Here is a 20,877-nt window from a genome sequence, read left to right as displayed (position 1 = left end):
CTTATGTTATCATCAGACAAAATAATTAAAACACTGATAAAACACAAAAAACCATGATCGCTTCAGAAACATCCCACACCGTACCAGTAACAGTTTTAACTGGGTATTTAGGCGCAGGAAAAACCACCCTATTAAATCATATCCTCACCTATCAACATGGTAAAAAAGTCGCAGTTATTGTTAATGAATTTGGTGAAGTTGGCATTGATAATCAATTAGTAATTGATGCCGATGAAGAAATATTTGAAATGAACAATGGCTGTATTTGTTGTACAGTGCGTGGTGACTTAATTCGCATTATTGGTAATTTAATGAAACGTCGAGATAAATTCGATCATCTAGTTATTGAAACCACAGGTTTAGCCGATCCTGCACCAGTGATTCAAACATTTTTTGTAGATGAAGATATGCAGGAACAACTATCGTTAGATGCCGTGGTGACAGTGGTAGATGCAAAACATATTTGGCAACATTGGGAAGCGGATGAAGCTCAAGAACAAATTGCTTTTGCAGATGTAATTTTGTTGAATAAAATTGATTTAGTTACTCCAGAAATAGTAGATGAATTAGAAAATAGAATCAGGGGCATGAATGCGATCGCTAAAATTTACCGTACTCGTAATTCAGAATTAGAAATAGATGCCTTATTAGGAGTAAAAGCCTTTGATTTAGATCGCGCTTTAGAAATAGATCCTCACTTTTTAGGAGAAGATGCCCATGAACACGATGACAGTGTTTATTCCGTTGCTTTAGTATCAGAAGGAGAATTAAACGGCGATAAATTAACAGATTGGATCACCGAATTATTAAGAACTCAAGGAACAGATATTTTTAGAATGAAAGGAATTTTAAATATTGCTGGACAAGATGAACGTTTTGTATTTCAAGGAGTTCACATGATATTTGATGGCAGACCAGATAGACCCTGGAAAGACAATGAAACTAGAAAAAATGAACTAGTTTTTATTGGCAGGAATTTAGACGAAGCACAGTTGACAAAAGATTTTGCTGATTGTATAATTTAATCAATATTACTTGATAATTTAGGGTGGGTCATTGAAGAAGCACCCTAAATATAATATTATTTCAATCTTCTTTTGTGTAAATTTTCTCTAATTAACCTATAGTAAAATTGAAAAAATGTTTAATTGGCACTTGAATTTACCAAGACTATTTCAAATGTTATCCAGCATTGTGAAAAGACTTTGGAAAAAGCTAGGGGGAGATAAAGAACCCCACCAACAGTTGACAAAAACTTGCCAAATATTAAAGAACCAATTAGCCATAGATGAAACAAAGAATAAAGTTTGGAAGAATTACGAGAAAGCACTTTCCTTAGCTAGAAAATGCAGTTGTGAAGAAGTGCTTCAGGTAATTTCAAGGTTCGACTCACATTTTACAGAAGCAGTTCCAAATATAGGTTTGTCTATCGGACAAACAATATCTTTTCTTGTCGATACAAGACCTCAAACCTCCCAAAATCTAGATGCTGCATGGCAGATTTCTCAACACCTGAACGACTTATCAAATAGAAGACAAGTACAGCAACAAATTTGCATTCAGATAGCACAGATTGGTAACACAAATATACTTTTAAGTAAGTTAATAAAACGACGTGCTGAAGGCACTATCACTGCAACAGAATTATCCCAAATTATTAACAAGTTTTTAGAAAGACATTCCTTTCAAATAGCTGATCCTTGGCAAGCATTTTTCCAGCAGTTGGAAGCAGTAGAAATTCCTCCAATCCATCAGGTTTATGCAGTTCTTGAGCGTTATGCAGAAGCATCTGAATTGGCAGAAATAGCTAAAGATTTCCGCAGTGCTATCCGTTACTTAATGTTTTTTGATAGTAAAGAAATTGCTTTTCGTATTCTGGATTTATCAAAACGTTTGGGAGATGAAAATGCGATCGCCCAAGCTCATCAGAAAATAGGTGAAAGTTTATGGCAGGAAAATGTTTACACAGAAGCCTTAGAACATTTTAAAAAAGCAGGAAATCTCGAAGGTATTAGTAACTGTTATCAAAAGCTTGGAGACTTTGGGTTGTCCATTCAATTTAAACCAGTAATCACTTATGAGTGGATACAAGATATACGTTCAGTAATAGAACAAATCGTCAGAAATCACATAGAAAATAAGGAATTTTTGGCAGCCATTCAATTATTAAAGAGTCTTGAATCAGCATGGCGTAAAAAATCCTCAGATTTAGAAGTCATCTCTGAATCTGATCGCACACAACGGCTTTTATATGAAGCAGTGAGAACAGCCCGATCTGCTTTGAGCAATGATTTGCAAATATCTGAGGGAAAACAAACCACAGAAATATACCAACGTTGGAGTCTGATAGAAGAGGCTGCTGGTAATTATCTCGAAGCAGGATTACAAGCTGAAAAAGCCCAAGATTACCTAACAGCATCTTTATTATTTGAAAAAGCTGGTGCTTTTGGTCAAGCCTTGGTAGCCTTGGAATCTGCTCCAAATGTTATTGAAGATGAGAAAAAAGCACAACTCCTAGAGCAAGGTGGGGACTTTTTTATGGCGGCTTTACTCTACGAACGTTTAGGAAAAATAGATCAAGCGATCGCCTCCTATAAGCAGGCAAATGAGTTTTATCGTGCCGCAGAATTACTTAGGCAACAACTAGGTGATGATCAAGCAATCTTTGATGAACAATTTAAAGAACTCCTCAAAAATGCTGGACGTAGCGAACAACTAGCTCAACTATGTGCTACCAAAGCCCACGAACCCCAATGCTCATCAGCACAAAAAGCTCGTTTATGGCGGCGAATTAAAGAGCTAGGAGAACAAGGTCTAATTGAACAACGATGGTTAGACATGGTGGCCACCGAACTTCCCAGTGTGGAAACATTGGATAGGAGAACTTTTGAAGAACAAGTACAAAAATGGGCTAAAACAGCCACCAAAAAAGTTTTGGCAGACTATATAGATGCTTTTGGTCTTGACTTAGGAACAAGTAACAGTGTCATTTGTCTATATAACAAAAAACAAGCAATCCCTGAAATTGTAGAATGGAGGGGAAAACGGCAAATTCCCTCCATATTTGCCATAGACCAGACAGGGCGGGAGATAATTGGCATACCAATATCCGAAATCTTGGGAAAATCACCTCGTGCCATTGTCACCAAAGCTAAACGAGAAATGGGGACTGACAGAAAATTCCGAGCCGGAGGACAGGACTATAGACCAGAGGAAATTTCTGCTCGGATTATTAACTGCGCTCGTCAGATAGCTAAAAATTACCTGCAACAAAAGATTGCTGAAGAAATTTCTGCAATAGCAGATCGAAATTTGGGAAATAACCCTCCCCAAGACTGGGTAACAGATTATTTGGAAAAATATCCACCCCCAATTTCTCTGGAAAATGCCGTAATTACAGTACCAGCTTATTTTAATGACGCTCAAAAACAAGCAACAAAAACGGCTGGTGTTTTAGCTGGTATCAACATTCTCCGACTGATCCATGAACCAACCGCAGCTTGTCTAGCCCAACGTATTCGAGAAGCGACAAATGAAACTATTTTAGTTGCAGATTTAGGTGCTGGAACTTTTGATCTTTCCGTTATTGAAGCAGGGGATAGAGTTTTTGAGGTCATCGAAATACACGGAGATAATACGCTGGGAAGTGCGGATTTAGATGAGATTTTATATACTCACTTTTTAGAAGTTATTCAAACAGAAACTGGACAAGATATAACTGGCGATCGCCTGGCTACAACTCGGTTACGTCAAGCCTGTGAAGAATTAAAAATTCAACTTTCATCTTGTAGAACTTGGACTATAGATTTACCTTATTTGATCAATAATCAAAGTATACAGTTAAGCCTCACACGAGAGGAATTAGAACGGTTGGCATCACCCTGGCTACAACGCATCCGTGCCACTTGTGAAAAAGTAACTGAAAAACCTCATCGGATACTTTTAATCGGAGGTGGAAGCATCATGCCTGCTGTTCACCGTTGCATCGAGGAAATCTTACAAGTGAAACCTAGCTCAGATATGGATTCCCTCACTGCTGTTGCTCGTGGAGCAGCCATACAAGCAGCTATCTGTATGGGAGATGTACAGGGTATATTATTGCTTGATGTTGTTCCTTTTAGTCTGGGAATTAAGTGTCAGACAGATCCAGGTCAATTTAAGTTTGATCCGTTAATCTCTAAGCATACAGCTATACCTACTAAGAAAACTAAGCAATACAGCACCGTTGAGGATAATCAAACCTTAGTTAAAATTGAGATTTTTCAAGGAGAATCCCAAATTCCTGAAGAAAATTTCAAGATAGGACAATTTATTTTGCAAGGAATACCTTTAGCTAAGGCTGGTATCCCACAAATTGATGTCACTTTTGATATTGATAGCAACTGTATACTAACTGTAACTGCCCTGGATACTGGTACAGGAAATCAGTGTCGTATTGCGATCGCTGACTCACATTTACTAACACCAGCACAGGCAGATTTTCTCCAAACTAAATTCCAAAACTCTCAAAGCTATCAAGTTAACCTAACAAAGTTAGAAAAATTAGTTGTACAACTGAGAACAATACTAGAAGATACAGAAAAAACAAATCTTCTTGAACTGTCGAATTTTTTTGTAGACAGATTGCGATATTACGAAAGTCGCAGACAATGGTATTTACCAACTATTGTGGATAACGACATACTATTAGAGATTTACCGCAGCCGTGAAGAATTAGCAACAAAAACAAGGTTAACTTTAGATCAATGGGGAAATTTAAGTCAAAATATTCACACTTGGTTACAAACTTATAATAATATTGATTGGCGTTCAGCCACAGTAGAAAATCAAATACAACAATTACTAAATGACAGCGAGCATTTTCTCAGAAGAACTATCGAAATAGTAGGAGAATTAACCGATCTATCTTTGATATATAGAAAATGGTTAAATGTAATTGAAAACCTACCTGTAAATCCCCAAGGAAACCCTGAAGAATTAACTCAACATTTTCTTAGTCTCAAAAAATATTCAGAAGCAAGCACTTATTTTCAGAAAATTGATCACCCCTTAACATTACATCAAATTGAACTGGGTTTAGAAATTTTTGCTCGCTCCCGACAACGAGATGCTTATATACAACTACTGATAGAGAATGATCAAATACTGAAAGTGTATAAACCTGATTTTGAAAACCTTAATCATTCGGTTCGTATCTACTCATCCTCAGTAGTTTTGATACGGGTAACATTAGGAGCTTCCTCTGCTAGTGGTAGTGGTTTTTTTATTAGCTCAAATCAAATAGCCACCAACCGCCATGTTTTAATAGATGAAACTACAGGTCAATGTGTTTCACCTGAATCTGTCTGTGTAATTACTAAGCAAGGCGTTCTTCAAGTAGCAAAAATTTATTTACCTACTTGGGGTGCAGATGATGTAGCAATTCTCTGCTTAGTACCAGATTCTACTTCTATGACTACTACTCCATTAAGACTAGGCTTTTCAGAATTAATTGAAGTGGGAGAGCAAATAATGACAATTGGTTTTCCTACACCTGATAGTAGTGGTTTTGAAGAGAATCTATACTGTAATAAAGGTTTAATCAATCGTATTCGTCAAGATCAATCTTGTACTGAACGTATCTTAGAAATCAGTATTCAACTTCAAGGAGGAATTAGTGGTGCGCCTATTTTAAACAAATACGGAGAAGTTATAGGTCTATCAACCTTCTCACGACTTAAACAAGAACAAGAGTCTGTTGGTCAAATAATTCGTATTGAACAATCATTTTATGCAGTTCCTGTTCAGCTTTTGCACCGCCTTTGTGCAGAAATTGAAAATTAACAGTATAGGAAAAATTGTTCTACTATTTACTTAATGATGGTGAATTATACTGTCGTTATCGTGCAGCTATGATAGTAGAGCCTTATGCACCCTAAAGATTACTACAGATTACTAGAAAATTATGGACTTAACAAGTAACTCATCTTTACAATTCCAAAAAATATATAATGCTATCTTTGGTGATTATATTACTGGTTTAACTTGGAGTCCCCAAGGACAAACTTTAGCTATTACTTCCGCAGTGGGAGAAATTTGTTTATGGGAAAATGGGGAAATTACTACTTTACAAATGCCTATCAATAAAGCAGTAAATTGTGTAGCTTTTTCTGCTGATGGTGCATATTTAGCCATTGGTGGACAAGATGGTAAAGTAAAAATTTGGCATAATAAACAGCTAATTAGTGTATTAGAAAATGCCCCAGTCTGGGTTGATCAATTAGCATGGAATCATAACAACAACCAACTAGCTTTTAGTTTAGGACGTTCTGTACAAGTGTGGGACGCTAACACATTAGAAATTCAAACAACACTGGATTTTAATGATTCTTCTATTTTAGGCATTAGTTGGCGCAAAGATGGTAAATATTTAGCAATTAATGGTTATAAAGGTGTAAAAATTTGGCATACTTACGATTGGGATGATGAACCTTTTATATTATCCATACCTACAGTAAGTTCACTAATAGCATGGTCAGCAGATAATAAATATTTAGCCTCGGCAAATATGGATAAAACTTTAACAGTTTTAGAATGGGAAAATCCTGATCCTTGGGTAATGCGAGGGTTTCCTGGTAAAATTCGTCAACTCGCATGGTCAGAAGTGAAAAATTCCACAGAACCACCAATTTTAGCGGCATCTAGTGTGGAAGGAATTGTAATTTGGAAAAAATCAATAGATGAAAAAATTGGTTGGGAAGCAGAAGTATTAACTAATCATGTTGATATTATTAAAGCGATCGCTTTTGCACCATCCAGTTTAATATTAGCCTCTGCTGGTGCTGATGGTTGGTTATGTTTATGGAATGAATCTCAAGAAATATCCCAAATTCTTACAGACACATCCGCAGGAATTGCTACCTTATCATGGCATCCTCAAGGAAAATTATTAGCCGCAGGTAGTGAACATGGAGAAGTAATTATTTGGGCAAAATAAAAATAAAAGCTCTCCGACTTCTTGAAGAAGTCGGAGATATTACAGCGATTTTCATGTAGTTAAGCCAGAAAATGAGGTAAACTAGAATAATAACATTTATCCCTTATAATAAGTTCAGTAATGGAGAATTAAAGTATGAAATTTTAAAATTCCCTCCCTCAAACTCTTACTCTCTGTGACTCTGTGCCTCTGCGTGAAACAAAATCATGTATTCATCTAAAATACTGAAAATTATGGACATTATCACAACTCTTACCGAAGATTATCACCGCTTTCCTCTTAACCAAACCTACAGCATTTATGCCCCAGATGTTTATTTTCAAGATCCGATTTTCAAATTTCGCGGTTTACAACTTTATCAATGGATGATTAAATTTATTCAAACTTTTTTTCTCAATCTAAAAATGGATTTACATTCTATCCAACCACAGGATGATTATATTAAAACAACATGGACTTTAAGTTGGAACTCTCCTCTTCCCTGGAAACCTCGTATCTCTATTTCTGGTTATAGTGAATTACGTTTAAATGCTGATCAGTTAATCGCTTCTCATCTTGATTATTGGAATTGTTCGCTTTTAGATGTAATTAAGCAACATTCCTTTTCTCTCAAAAAACAATCATAATATAAATGTGTAAATATTTGTAAACTAGGTCAAAGGAAACAGGAATTATCCATGCGTGTAATTTTAATGACAGGGAAAGGTGGAGTCGGTAAAACCTCTGTAGCTGCGGCCACTGGTTTACGTTGTGCGGAATTGGGTTATAAAACCTTGGTTTTAAGCACCGATCCCGCCCACTCCCTAGCTGACAGTTTTGATATAGAATTGGGTCATGCTCCCAAATTAGTGCGCCCAAATTTATGGGGTGCAGAATTAGACGCTTTACAGGAATTAGAGGGTAACTGGGGGGCTGTAAAACGTTATATTACTCAAGTTCTCCAAGCAAGAGGTTTAGATGGTATCCAAGCGGAAGAGTTGGCCATTTTACCAGGGATGGATGAAATTTTCGGTTTGGTGAGGATGAAACGCCACTATGATGAGGGAGAATTTGATGTTTTAATTATTGATTCTGCCCCTACTGGTACGGCATTACGCCTATTAAGTTTACCGGAAGTTGGCGGTTGGTATATGCGTCGTTTTTACAAGCCGTTTCAAAATATTTCCGTTGCTTTACGGCCTTTAGTTGAACCTATTTTTAAGCCCATAGCTGGTTTTTCTTTACCAGATAAAGAAGTTATGGATGCACCCTACGAGTTTTATGAACAAATAGAAGCATTAGAAAAAGTATTAACTGATAATACACAAACTTCTGTACGTTTGGTGACAAATCCTGAGAAGATGGTAATCAAAGAGTCTCTACGCGCTCATGCCTATTTGAGTCTATATAATGTGGCCACAGATTTAATAGTTGCTAACCGGATTATTCCCGCAGAAGTGACCGATCCATTTTTCCAAAGGTGGAAGGAAAATCAAGAACAATACCGCCAAGAAATACATGAGAATTTTCTACCTTTACCAGTGAAAGAAGTTCCTCTTTATTCTGAAGAAATGTGTGGTTTAGCTGCTTTAGAAAGATTGAAAGATACTCTTTATAAAGATGAAGATCCCACACAGGTTTATTATAAAGAAACAACTATCAGAGTTGTACAAGATAATCACCAATATAGTTTGGAATTGTATTTACCAAATATTCCCAAAAGTCAAATTCAACTCAGTAAATCAGGTGATGAATTGAATATTACTATTGGCAATCATCGTCGTAATTTAGTATTACCACAGGCTTTAGCTGCTTTACAACCTGCTGGGGCAAAAATGGAGGAAGATTATCTAAAAATTCGCTTTGCTTAATCATAAAAGCAGATCCCAGACTTGTTAAATAAGTCTGGGATGTCACAAAAGTTTAATTACGAATTACTAATTTCTCAATTGTACAGGCATGGCCAAATAAGTCATTTTCAAACCAGATAAAGGAGTAAAAATTACGGGAGTTAAACTTTGATTTAAGTGCATTTGAATTTCTGAAGATGTTAATTCCTTTAACCCTTCCATCAGATATTTAACATTAAAAGCAATATCAATATCTTCTCCAGAAATTTGTGCAGGCATTGACTCTGTACCACTACCGACATCTTGCGCTTCACAAGATAAAGTTATTTCTTGATCACCAGCATTAATGCTAATTTTGACAATATTATTCTTTTGATCTGCTAATACTGCAATTCTTTCTAAAGTGCTGATAAATTGCTTTCTTTCTAATGTTACTTGTCGTTCAAACTGTCGCGGAATTAATTGCCGATAAGCGGGATATTGTCCTTCTAAAATACGACTTGTTAACCGTTGATTTTGCCAAGCAAATACTACTTGATCTTTATCTAAAAATACTTCTACAGATTCTTCTGATGTTGCATTATGGGCTAACATTCTTTGTAATTCCCGTAATGCCCTAGCAGGTACTGTCACTTCTAATGGTTCATTACCGTCCAGAGGGCGATCGTTATTAGTTTCAATTACCGCTAAACGATGTCCGTCTGTTGCTGCAAATTCTAATGTTTCCTCTTTTACGGTTAAATGTACACCTGTGAGAACTTGTTTAGTTTCATCACTACTAGTAGCAAATAAAGAACCTTTTAGTCCTTCAATTAAGGCGGCAGTGGTGAGGTTAATTGCTTCTTGAGTGGTAATTTGAGGTAATTCAGGAAACTCTTCAGCACCCATAGCCCGCACTTGATAGCGTCCGGTTTTGGGTTTGAGGGTTACAATAATACCCTCTCCAGAGGTATCTGCCTGGTCGTCTAAAGTAATTTCTCCATCAGGGAGACGAGAGGTAATATCTACGAGTAATTTAGCGGGTAAGGCAATTTCTCCACCTTCCTCGACTTCAGCGCTAAAACTGGTGCGAATGCCTAAACTGAGATCAAAAGCGGTAAGACTGACTTGGTTGGTTTCCTCGTCAGCTTGTAAGAGGATATTAGCTAATACAGGATGTGTGGGACGAGACGGTACAGCCCGACTTACTAGGGCAAGGTTACTGCTTAAATCACTTTGGGAACAGATAAGTTTCATAATGGCAATTTAGTCAAACAGTCTATTTTATATCATGTAGGGAACAAATTTACCATACTGGTGGATTAATCTCACTAAAAATGTTGGGTTTTTCAATTCAACTATTGCAATTTTCTTGCAATTTCAGTTTCTTAGGGCAAATTTGTTGTACTATTAATATTAGTTAAAATCCTGACTAAAAATTTTACTCCATCCGGTTCAATTATTTCTAATTCTGTATCAATAGATTTTATTGTACCTGTTTCTAGGGCTTTTTCAGTGGTTTGTTTTACGCTTGTCCATAATGTTCCAGGTTTTATAATTATTGTACTTTTATTCATAGATTTAATTATCTGTGAAGTTGAATTGATAGGTTTAATGTGCTGTAATAAAGATTCTTTATCTGCGGTTAAAATTGCAGCTTGAGGTTTTTTAAACCACTTTGTTATTTTACCAAATTCTTGCGCTTGGCCAATTGATTTTTTTCTTTCAAGTACACCTGATAATTGACTAATTCAGTTAGTGCTTGACATAAACTTTCAACAAAATCACATAATTTTAACAGTTCTTCAGTATTTAATCAATTATCCACCTTTGTTCCACCTGCTGCTTCGTTTCTAAGCTGTTGTGCTTTTAACTTGAATAATTAATACAAGCAAGATGCTTGTGCTACTGTAACTTCAGGTTTTTTATTTATACAGTGAGTGCTGCACATTAGCTTATAAATAATTAATACAGCACATTCCATCTACATGAGGTACACTATGAACACAGCAAGATGCCTGTGTTACAAGGGTTTTATCATTAACATCTGTACCTCCTCCAGTAAACAACTTTGGTGTTTTTTCCCACATCATTGTTTCTGTTGGAGCTAGAAGTTACATTGACCACATTCTCCTGCAATTTTGATAAAAATAGACCTATCTACAAATTAGTTTAACTATAAATTAGATCCCCAACTTTTTTGTTCATCATCTTATTGATCATTGATGATAGAAGTCGGGGATCTGATACAAGTCTAATAACTATTGAGATTTTATATCAGCGATCGCTCCCCTTGTCATGGCTGCGATCGCCTGATCTGTCGCTTTTGGTAGGTAATAATATTTACCTCCTGCGGTTTTAGCAATTTCTTTAGCGAAACCTGTAGAAACAAATTTACTCTCTGTATCAATTACTAATAACTGTATCCCTGCTGCTCTAATTCTCGCTGCAATATCTAGTAGTTCCGCTTTGATATCTGGTTTTTCTCCTGGTTCTTGAGGTTCACCTAATGATCTAGCTAAGGAGATATTACTACGTCCATCGGTAATTGCCACGATAACCACTTGACCAATATCTCCCGCCATTTTAGCATTTATCCCCACTCTCACGGCTTGAGTTAACCCATGGGCTAAAGGTGAACCCCCTCCACAAGGTAATCTTTCTAACCTATTTTTGGCTAAGGCGATGGAACGAGTCGGGGGTAATAATACTTCTGCTTGTTCACCTCTAAATGGAATTAAGGCAATTTGATCACGACTTTGATAGGCTTCCGTTAAAAGCTGCATTACTGCACCCTTGGCTGACTGCATTCTATTTAAAGCCATTGAACCGGAAGCATCTACCACAAACACCACTAACGCTCCTGCTTTTCTTACTAATCGCTTAGAGCGCATATCTCCCTGTTCCACAATAACCTTTTTTTCAGGATGGCGCAAACGACGCGCTTTTTGATAAGGTGCTGCCGCTCTTAATGTGGCATCTACGGCTATTCTTCTGACCTTACCTTTAGGTAACATGGGCTTAATGTAGCGTCCTCTGTCATCTGAAAAGATAATACTGCGACTTCCTGACTTTCCTTGACGTTGGGACATTTGGGCAAAATACAGCACCTGGGGATCGAGAATTACCCCTTCAGGATCAAAAATAAACTCTTCGGGAATATCGGGGGTTTCCTGCTGTTCTTCCTGTTCTTGTTCTTCCTGTTCTTGTTCTTCCTGTTCTTCTTCCTGCTGCTGTTCTTGGGAGTCGTCTTGACTTTGGGGAGGTGGTGGAGGTGGTTGTTGATCTTCTGGAGGAGGGGTTTGAATAATTGTAGTTCTAGGAACTATGACTAATTCCACCGCTCGACGTAAATCATCAGCATTTACAGACGTTCTACCATCTAACGCCGCCGCTGCTTTAGCTACTCTAACTGCAAATAATTCTGCCCGATGTCCTTCCACTCCGCCACGAATAGCTTCGTTTACTAGGTAAGTGATTTGTTCTTGACTAATAGTAACTTCTTTTAACCATTCCCTAGCGAGGAGGATCTGAGTTTTGAGTCCATCAATATCTTCACTGTATTGTTCTAAAAATTCTTGAGGCGATCGAGAATAGGCGATCGCTTGTTCTACTGCTTGTACTCGTTGATCTAATCCTAGCACGCCATCTGCGGACAGAGCGATCGCAATTCTATCAAGTAAATGTTCTCTTAAAGTTCCTTCTTCTGGGTTATAAGTCGCAATAAACAAAGGTTGACAAGGATGTTGAATACTTATTCCTTCCCGTTCAATTTGGTTACGGCCATCGGATAATACAGCTAATAGTTGATTACTAATTTGATCATCTAATAAATTGATTTCGTCCACATATAACACACCTCTGTTAGCGGTGGCCAGCAAACCAGGCTGAAAGACAGTATCACCTTGTTTAACCGACTGTTCCACATCTACAGAACCTAAAAGTCTATCTTCCGTAACTCCCAAAGGTATTTGGACAAAAGGTGCAGGGATAATTTGAGTTTCTACTTCTGTGGGTGCTTCTAGCAATAACTGATCATCCCATGTTTCTGGATGAGCAGGATCGCAATTGCTGACAGAATTTTTCACAACTTCGATAGGTGGTAACAAAGCATGAATAGCTCGCGCCATAACTGATTTAGCCGTACCTCGACGACCAGCAATCACGACACCGCCCAAACCGGGATCTACTGCTGCTAATAATAAGGCTATTTTAATTGCTTCTTGACCAACTACAGCCGTGAGAGGAAAAGAAGTGATTGTGGGAGCAAAAGAAGGCGCGGTCATTTTTTCCTGATGAGTTATTATAACTTGGTGGGGGTAGTAACATAATGGTAGATTATACAGCAGTAAGCAACAGTTAAGAGAAAAAATATTGCTGATGATCAGTGAGGGGGTTTTCAAAGTTGGGGGTAAAGAAGAAAAGAAAAGTGATCTTTTTTTGATACAGCAGTTTCCGTTATTATGAGGTACAGATATTAATGATAAAACCCTTGTAACACAGGCATCTTGCTGTGTTCTTAATGACAAAACCCTTGTAACACAGGCATCTTGCTGTGTTCCTAGTGTACCTCATGTAGATGGAATGTGCTGTATAATCAAAAAAAAGATCACTAGTTTTTCAATTTTTAAATTATGTTAAATAGTTTAATCACTAAACTAAAAGAAGTCAAGGATTTCCTGTAATCTCAAGGGAGAAGACATGAGTGATGGGTAGTCTTAGCTATGATTATTTTAGCGTTATTAACAGGAAATATTAGTTATAAGCAAATGGCTAATTTTAGCAAAGCTGAAGAAAAATCTGATTGCACTATTGTCTATAATCTCTTACTACTATGAACTGGTTATTATCTGGAAGATTGAAAACGGAAAAATTAGTTGTGAAAATTACTAATTTACCTGTATCTTTACAGGGATTAAAGTTAGTACAGTTGTCAGATTTTCATTATGGTAATTATCATTTATCATCAAGGTTATTAACAGAAGCGATCGCTGTCACAAATTCTCTTAAGCCTGATTTCATTTTCTTAACTGGTGATTATGTTAATAATACTCCTGAACCTATTTATCAATTAGCAGAACATTTACAAAAATTAAATAGTCGTTATGGTATTTATGCGATATTAGGTAATCATGATCTCTATCATAAAAACTCCAAATCAAAAATTATCAATGCTTTACAAAATGTGGGTATTCAAACTTTATGGAATGAAATTGTTTATCCTTTAGGATCAGATTTACAATTAGTAGGATTAGCAGATTTATCTACTAGGGAATTTCAACCAGAATTAGTGATGAATAAAATTGATCCTAAAATTCCTTGTATTGTCTTATCTCATAATCCTGATACAGCAGAATATTTACAATCATGGAAGGTAGATTTACAATTATCTGGCCATACTCACGGTGGACAAATAGTCATTCCCGGTTTAGGTTTAGCTATTGTTTATTATATCAAAATGCTGCATATTCTCAGAAAAATACCGACTAAAATTCGTCGCTTATTGCCATTTTTACCTAAGCATATTCCTATATTAAATCATTGGGAATGGTCAGAAGGTTTACATCAAATTGGGAATAATCAATTATATGTAAATCGTGGTTTGGGAACTTATTTCCCCGGACGCTTTTTTTGTCGTCCAGAAGTAACTTTTATTCAATTAATATCAATTAATATCAATTAATATAAGCTATCAGTAATCAGCATTCATGAATTGTTCCTAAATTGATTTTCACTCCTATGTTTATCTAATTAACTACAAAATCATCTGCGTTTATCTGCCTTCCATTTTGACGATGGTAATTATTATTTAAAATACAAGCAAGATGCTTGTACTACTATGATTTTTTGATTGAATTTTCTCATTTCTGCTATAATATATTTCTCTCAATATCCAAAATCTTATTTAATATGTCTACTGTTCCTTTAGTTGCTTCCATAAATTCATCTAATTCTGAATTATGCGAATCTATTCCCCCTTTATTGGGTGCTTCATTAACGGAATTAACCGCTTGGGTACAATCACAAGGACAGGCATCTTATCGAGGTAAACAGTTACACGATTGGATATATCATAAAGGAGCGCGATCGCTCGCAGATATATCCGTATTTCCTAAAAGTTGGCGTGAAAAAGTTACAGATGTTTCCATCGGTAGATCCTCTTTACATTACCGTTCTGTAGCGCCGGATGATACGGTCAAATATTTACTCAAGTTAGCAGATGGCGAAATTATTGAAGCTGTTGGTATTCCTAGCGATAAACGTTTAACTGTCTGTGTTTCTACTCAAGTTGGTTGTCCAATGGCTTGTGATTTTTGTGCTACTGGTAAAGGAGGTTATAAACGTAACCTAGGTCGTGCTGAAATAGTTGATCAAGTTTTAACAGTCCAGGAAGACTTTCAACAACGAGTCAGTAATGTGGTGTTGATGGGATTAGGTGAACCACTATTAAATACTGAAAATGTCATTGCAGCATTAAAATGTTTAAATCAAGATGTGGGTATAGGACAGCGATCGCTCACTTTGTCTACAGTAGGTATACGCGATCGCATTCGTCAACTAGCCCAACATCATTTACAAATCACCTTAGCAGTCAGTCTCCACGCACCAAACCAAAACTTACGAGAACAAATTATACCCAGTGCTAAACCTTATCCTATAGAAGACTTACTTGCAGAATGTCGGGAATATGTGGAAATAACGGGGAGAAGAGTAACATTTGAATATATTCTCCTTGCAGGAGTGAACGACTTACCAGAACACGCTTTAGAACTTGCTAAACGTTTACGGGGTTTTCAAAGTCATGTAAATTTAATTCCCTATAACCCCATTGAAGAAGTAGATTATAAAAGACCAAATCGTGAAAGAATACAGAACTTTATGAACATTTTACAACAGCAAAACATAGCGGTTAGTGTTAGATATTCACGCGGTTTAGAAGCAGATGCAGCTTGTGGACAATTAAGAACCAGCAAAAAGTAGATTACAGTAATTAACTATCTTGCCGTAGTTTCATGCACACAAAAACTGAATTTTACAGTGAATTTTACACGCACAACAAGATACCCGACTTCTCTAAGAAGTCGGGTATCTGACTCTTAATCTCTGTTTTTAATATCTTTTCTGATAAATACCCGGTGCATAAGCCTCAATTACTTTACCAGTTTGGGTACAAGTGATCATCAAATAATCGCAACTTGAACATTGGGTGCGTGTAATCTGACTATCATGAATATAGTGACGTTCAGCCGCAGAACCACAATTAGGACAGTGAATTTTTTGAATAGTTTGAACAGGTTGAACATTTTGTAATAATTGCATTTTAAAACCCCTGGATTTGATTTAATAATTTTTTGAGATTCTTGTTTGAGATATTTGAAACCAAAAACCTTTGTAATTTGTCAGAAAATCAACAAAAAACAACAAACAAATTTAGATATCAACTTCACACCAAAAAACTTTATAAACTTTATAAACTTTATAAACTTTATAAACAATAGCGATCGCTTCCCTCTCCATAGGCATCGTCTCTTTTAATTATCATAAATTAACTAAACTTTGTCTTCATCCTTTCGATATAAAAATTTACCTTAGCGATCTATTCCCTCTAGTTTCCTAGCGATCCCTATGGGTTAAGCCTTGAGTTTAGGCAATTTACTGTAGTGATCAAAAATAGGTCGTTTTTGTATTCAAGCGTTACCAGATGAGAAAAACTGTAACTCAAGTTACAAAAATCATTTCTTTATCTTTAGTTAATATTTATAGTTAATATTTATAGTTAATATTTATAGTTAATATTTATAGTTAATATTTATAGTTAATATTTATATGTATTTAAGCACTTAGCTTACCCTATACGGACATGAGTCTAAAATTTCTAAAATTACAGTAGTACGAACTTCTTGCTTGTATAGTTCTAGACAGAGTAGTTAGGACATCTCATAAAACTCCCGCTAAAATCAAGTTTTAATCCTGAATTATGTAGGGGTTTAGTATTGTTAAACCCCTAAGTCTTAATCTTGAAAATATTTCATTAAGGGCTTAACAAAAAAACCACCAATTACACATAAAATAACCACAAATAAAACTTTCCAGCCTATAGTTAAAGTAACTCCCATAGCTAGTAAAGCTAACAAAACAAAATTGAGAGCAAAACTAAAAAAAACCATTGGTACAGGAAATATAATAGCTGGTTTTGGTTCAAGTAAATCCTTTATTTCCTGTGTATTTTGCGGTCTTTTATCTGGTTTATATTCCATTAACCAATCAATTAAATCCTTAAAATCCTCATCAATTCCTGTAGCTTTATCTCGCCATAATAACTTACCATTCCGTGAATCTATTGTGAGGATAGTAGGTTCAATTCCTGTTAATAAATGAACAAAAGTACGACCTAAACAGAAAAAATCAGCCCTATGATCAAACTGATGGTTTTGGTTTGCTAACCAAGTTTGCCAAGTTGGCAACGTTGCATTTTCTTGTTCTGGAGCAGCATAACCAGGAGTTCCAATTTTTGTAGCAGGAACATTTTGCTTTTCATACTGCTGACTTAATTCTTTCACAATACCAAAATCAATTAAGACTAATTTACCATTTGGTTTTAACATAATATTGCTAGGTTTAATATCTCGATGAACATATTGATGATTATGAACATAATCTAAGATATCAATTAGTTCTTTTAACCATTGAATAGCTTGTTGTGTGTTGATAATTTTTGTATTAATTTTTAACCATTGCTGTAAATTTTCACCATCAATTTTTTCCATAACTAAACCAGGTATAGTAAACACTTGGCTATTCTGATTATAAGTAATCGTTACATAACCATCTATTTTTACTCCAGGAATTCCAGGATGGTCTAATCGTTTTAATATGTCATACTCTCGTGCAAAAAGTTCCCGCACTTTAGGATGAGAATAGGCATTGTCCTGCAAAATTTTAATTACTTTATGATCATTCTCTGCTTTATCTTTTACTTCAAAGGTTTTAGCAAAACCTCCAGATCCTAATTCTTTAATAACATGATAACGATTGTTGATCATATCTCCAGATTGAATCATAACTTTCCTCTCTTTTGATTTAATAAAAAGGTGATTTATTTTGATACTTTACCATAGCAAGGTAACTTTGTCACATCATAATTAATCGGTACAAACATAGCACTATATTCGGAGCATTGACGAGGTACAGATACAACCTTAACTATTTCAGAAATTTCCTCTTTTCTATCTCCATCACTATCAAAAGATATCTTTCCTGAAGCTCCTGCTGTAACTTGTAACTGAGTTAATTGTTTTTGTATATCTAATCTTTGTCTTTTCACATCATCATTTATATTTAGTTTTTTCAGAGCTTCTGTTAAAACTAAAGTAGCATCATAAGACATAGCGGTTTTATCACTTATATCACCTGTTCCCCAAAGGTTTTTAGCCTTAGCAATCACCTCCTGATTAGGAGTAGTTAAACGATGCCAAGAAATCACTAGGACAAGTTTTTTGACCCTATTTATATCTATGGTTTTTAATATATCAGGATCATAAATAACCGAACCTCCTCCCATTGGTAATTCATCTCTATTCAAATTAATCAGGGATAAAGTATTTTTGAAAGACTGAGACTTAACATGACCATCAGGAATAAGAATTAGTGCTTTAGCACCTTCCTTTTTCACATTAATTAAGATATTTTTAGCAATAAAACCAGGATTAGATATATCTATAGCTATGATCTTATTATCTCCTAATTGTTGCCTAACTTCCTGAAAAAAAGATTTACTGTAAGTGCTATTTGGATTATAAAAAACAGCTACTTTTTGCCTATCAAATAATTGAGATAATTGCAATTTATCAATTAAAAGACGATTTACAGTCTTCACAGTAGGAACAGTCCTAAAGAAATAATTTGTTGAATATGTCTTACCATATAAAATAGTTTCTCTCATGGCAGTGGAACCAGGAGAAATAACAACTACTTCGTTCTTTTGATAAACAGGTAAAGCTGCTTTAGTAACTTCAGAAGTATAATGTCCAATTACTGCAACTACATCATCTTTAGAAAGAAGATTCTCAGCTAATTTAGCAACTTGATCAGGATTATTTTCATCATTAACAATTAGAACTTTTAAACCAATATTGGAATTTTCTTTGTTAAATTCTTCTTGAACCTGTGCCACACCTCTTAATAAAGCTTCTGCTACTCCTTGACTATTATTATTTTGATTACTAGGAACAACAACAGCAATAGTATAAGTTGTGTTCCTTGCCTTCTGCATTAATTTGGCATTATTCAAGTAGATTAAAATTTCCGGGTTATTGCCATTATTTGCTCTCTGTTTTTGGAAAAAATTAACAGCTTCTTGCCATTTACCTTTTTGAAAATCTTTAAAGCCATATTTTTCTTTTGTCTCTGTTATCAGACTTTCTTCTCCACAGGAAATTTTATCCCCTAACTCATAGTTTGTACACCAGTTCACTTTAGGTGGAATAATGATAACATATATACAGAAAGCAAAAATAACTGTGAATATTATTAAAAATAACCGTTTCATTAGCCTAGAGTATTTGGCCTTTTTTCTGCGAAAGAATTTCATCTTGATTCTCCTGATAAAATTATCTACAACGTCTTCTAATATATTTTTGAATTAAAGGATTGATAACCCAAAGAATTATCTCTTCTAGCATATCATCCTTTTCCATAACGCCAACTTTCCATAAATTATTTATCGCAGCACTAATTTCTGCTTGAGAGGAATCAGGAAAATATTGATAAATTTCAAAAATGGTTTCCGGCTCTTTTTCCGTTGCTAATTTCTTAATAATATTTTGCTGTAAACTAGGTAAAGAATAAATCTGGTTTTCCAATAAATCCATCAAGACATCATCCAGAAACAATGTACTATCCAGAACTTTCTCTATTTTGCCATTATGTACACTTTTAATATTTTCAGAAACTAATATTAAAGCTAATGGATGTCCTTTATAATTTCTAATTAATGTATCTATACCCGGATCTTGAAGTTTTAATTTCTCTAATAATATTCTCGCATCTTTATTATCTAAACCAGATAATGACAATTGCCTAATCTTATTTTTATTTCTGATTGAATCTATGATCGTAGGTTTTTGCAACCCAGTGAATAACAAACAACTTTGATGTTGCAAATTACCAATTTGGCTAAGTAATTTGTTATAATTTTCCGATGATGTTGTATCTCCCATAACTACTTCCCATTGATCAAATATCAATAAACAACGATGGTTTTTTAGATAATCAATCAGATTTAAAATTCTGGGATATGGACTTATTTCTGAACTATGATATCCAAAGCAACTTTCCAAATGAGTTATAAATTGTTCCCAATCAGAGGAAAATTCCATATTTTTCCAAATAACATAGTCAAAATCATCTTTAATGTTTTCTACTAACTCTCTTACTAATGCTGTTTTACCAATTCCAGTTAACCCAAAAATACCTACTAAACGAGAATGTTGTTTAATTATCCATTGATGCAACTTATCTAGTTCTATTGTGCGTCCATAGAAATCATTAAAATCTGGTGCTTCTCGTAAATTGATATGTGATAAATTTCCTGTTATTTTTTGAAATACTTGTGGTTGATCAGATGTTAAAATTTTTTGGATAGTTAACTTGCAATTTTTCTTATTGATATCTAATCCTGTAAATTGTCTCAACTTTCTGAATAATTTGGGAGCCTTTATATTACTGATATAAGATAAATCATAATTCATGATCCTGTCACTCATCATGCTGTAAGATAAGCCTTGTAAAGAATATTCTAAAATTTCTTCTTCAAGGGAATCTAAATTCAAATCTATTCTTTTTTCCCTCTTTAACCAATCCCTAAATTGTCTGATTATCTTTTTATCACTCATAGTCTACGTCTCACTTAATCTCTTATTCTCAGTTGTATTTTAATATTGTATCTTAACTGTATGTTCATTTTAGAGAAATTATGCAAGATGTAACTGAAAACCTTATTCTTGCGTAGGGGTAATTCATGAATTACCCCTACTTCATGAATTACCCCTACTTCATGAATTACCCCTACTTCATGAATTACCCTTAGTTTTG

General features: G+C 35.1%; 15 protein-coding genes. 7 read left to right on the top strand and 8 right to left on the bottom strand.

Annotated elements, in window-relative coordinates; all coding sequences use genetic code 11:
- The first annotated feature begins 53 nt into the window (after positions 1-53).
- The 5 genes from H6F32_RS13065 (at position 54) to H6F32_RS13045 (ending at position 8,826) form a co-directional block, all read left to right on the top strand.
- Positions 54-1,025 carry a GTP-binding protein gene (locus H6F32_RS13065; RefSeq protein WP_190369770.1) on the top strand — a complete coding sequence of 324 codons (972 nt, stop codon included), beginning with the start codon at positions 54-56 and terminating at the stop codon, positions 1,023-1,025.
- Positions 1,026-1,140: 115 nt separating this feature from the next.
- Positions 1,141-5,823, top strand: a complete 4,683-nt coding sequence (locus H6F32_RS13060) for an Hsp70 family protein (protein WP_190369769.1) — start codon at positions 1,141-1,143, stop codon at positions 5,821-5,823.
- 121 nt (positions 5,824-5,944) lie between these two features.
- A complete protein-coding gene (locus H6F32_RS13055; protein ID WP_190369768.1) occupies positions 5,945-6,976 on the top strand; it encodes a WD40 repeat domain-containing protein in 1,032 nt (343 codons plus the stop codon).
- A 233-nt stretch (positions 6,977-7,209) separates the two neighbouring features.
- Complete coding sequence (locus H6F32_RS13050) at positions 7,210-7,602, top strand: DUF2358 domain-containing protein (RefSeq protein WP_190369767.1); 393 nt, start codon at positions 7,210-7,212, stop codon at positions 7,600-7,602.
- A 51-nt stretch (positions 7,603-7,653) separates the two neighbouring features.
- Positions 7,654-8,826 carry a TRC40/GET3/ArsA family transport-energizing ATPase gene (locus H6F32_RS13045; protein ID WP_190369766.1) on the top strand — a complete coding sequence of 391 codons (1,173 nt, stop codon included), beginning with the start codon at positions 7,654-7,656 and terminating at the stop codon, positions 8,824-8,826.
- Between the two features lie 66 nt (positions 8,827-8,892).
- Here H6F32_RS13045 and dnaN read toward each other — a convergent pair whose 3' ends face one another.
- The 4 genes from dnaN to bchD form a co-directional block, all read right to left on the bottom strand.
- A complete protein-coding gene (dnaN, locus tag H6F32_RS13040) occupies positions 8,893-10,041 on the bottom strand; it encodes a DNA polymerase III subunit beta (protein ID WP_190369765.1) in 1,149 nt (382 codons plus the stop codon).
- A gap of 131 nt (positions 10,042-10,172) precedes the next feature.
- Positions 10,173-10,361 (bottom strand): hypothetical protein, encoded by a 189-nt coding sequence (locus tag H6F32_RS13035; protein WP_190369764.1) that lies wholly within the window; start codon positions 10,359-10,361, stop codon positions 10,173-10,175.
- Positions 10,362-10,739: 378 nt separating this feature from the next.
- Positions 10,740-10,877 (bottom strand): hypothetical protein, encoded by a 138-nt coding sequence (locus tag H6F32_RS13030; protein WP_190369763.1) that lies wholly within the window; start codon positions 10,875-10,877, stop codon positions 10,740-10,742.
- A 168-nt stretch (positions 10,878-11,045) separates the two neighbouring features.
- Positions 11,046-13,070: a magnesium chelatase ATPase subunit D gene (gene bchD, locus H6F32_RS13025; RefSeq protein ID WP_190369762.1), complete on the bottom strand. Its 2,025-nt coding sequence runs from the start codon at positions 13,068-13,070 to the stop codon at positions 11,046-11,048.
- Positions 13,071-13,618: 548 nt separating this feature from the next.
- On the opposite strand from bchD, the gene H6F32_RS13020 reads away from it, so the two are divergent.
- A complete protein-coding gene (locus tag H6F32_RS13020) occupies positions 13,619-14,467 on the top strand; it encodes a metallophosphoesterase (RefSeq protein ID WP_190369761.1) in 849 nt (282 codons plus the stop codon).
- Positions 14,468-14,694: 227 nt separating this feature from the next.
- Positions 14,695-15,765, top strand: a complete 1,071-nt coding sequence (gene rlmN, locus H6F32_RS13015) for a 23S rRNA (adenine(2503)-C(2))-methyltransferase RlmN (RefSeq protein ID WP_190369760.1) — start codon at positions 14,695-14,697, stop codon at positions 15,763-15,765.
- A gap of 129 nt (positions 15,766-15,894) precedes the next feature.
- Here the strand turns inward: rlmN and H6F32_RS13010 are convergent, their stop codons facing one another.
- The 4 genes from H6F32_RS13010 to H6F32_RS12995 form a co-directional block, all read right to left on the bottom strand.
- The gene (locus H6F32_RS13010; RefSeq protein WP_190369759.1) at positions 15,895-16,104 is read right to left on the bottom strand and encodes a replication restart DNA helicase PriA; all 210 of its coding nucleotides are present in this window, start codon (positions 16,102-16,104) and stop codon (positions 15,895-15,897) included.
- A 692-nt stretch (positions 16,105-16,796) separates the two neighbouring features.
- On the bottom strand, positions 16,797-17,846 hold the full coding sequence (locus H6F32_RS13005) for a serine/threonine-protein kinase (RefSeq protein WP_190369758.1): 1,050 nt from the start codon (positions 17,844-17,846) through the stop codon (positions 16,797-16,799).
- Positions 17,847-17,881: 35 nt separating this feature from the next.
- Complete coding sequence (locus H6F32_RS13000) at positions 17,882-19,258, bottom strand: ABC transporter substrate-binding protein (protein ID WP_190369757.1); 1,377 nt, start codon at positions 19,256-19,258, stop codon at positions 17,882-17,884.
- Positions 19,259-19,394: 136 nt separating this feature from the next.
- A complete protein-coding gene (locus H6F32_RS12995; protein ID WP_190369756.1) occupies positions 19,395-20,615 on the bottom strand; it encodes an NB-ARC domain-containing protein in 1,221 nt (406 codons plus the stop codon).
- Between the last annotated feature and the right edge of the window lie 262 nt (positions 20,616-20,877).

It is taken from the genome of Anabaena sp. FACHB-1237 (assembly GCF_014696225.1).
Lineage (GTDB): Bacteria > Cyanobacteriota > Cyanobacteriia > Cyanobacteriales > Nostocaceae > FACHB-1237.
The sequence above is the reverse complement of the archived record's forward strand: the minus strand, read 5'-3'. Positions and strand labels throughout refer to the sequence as shown.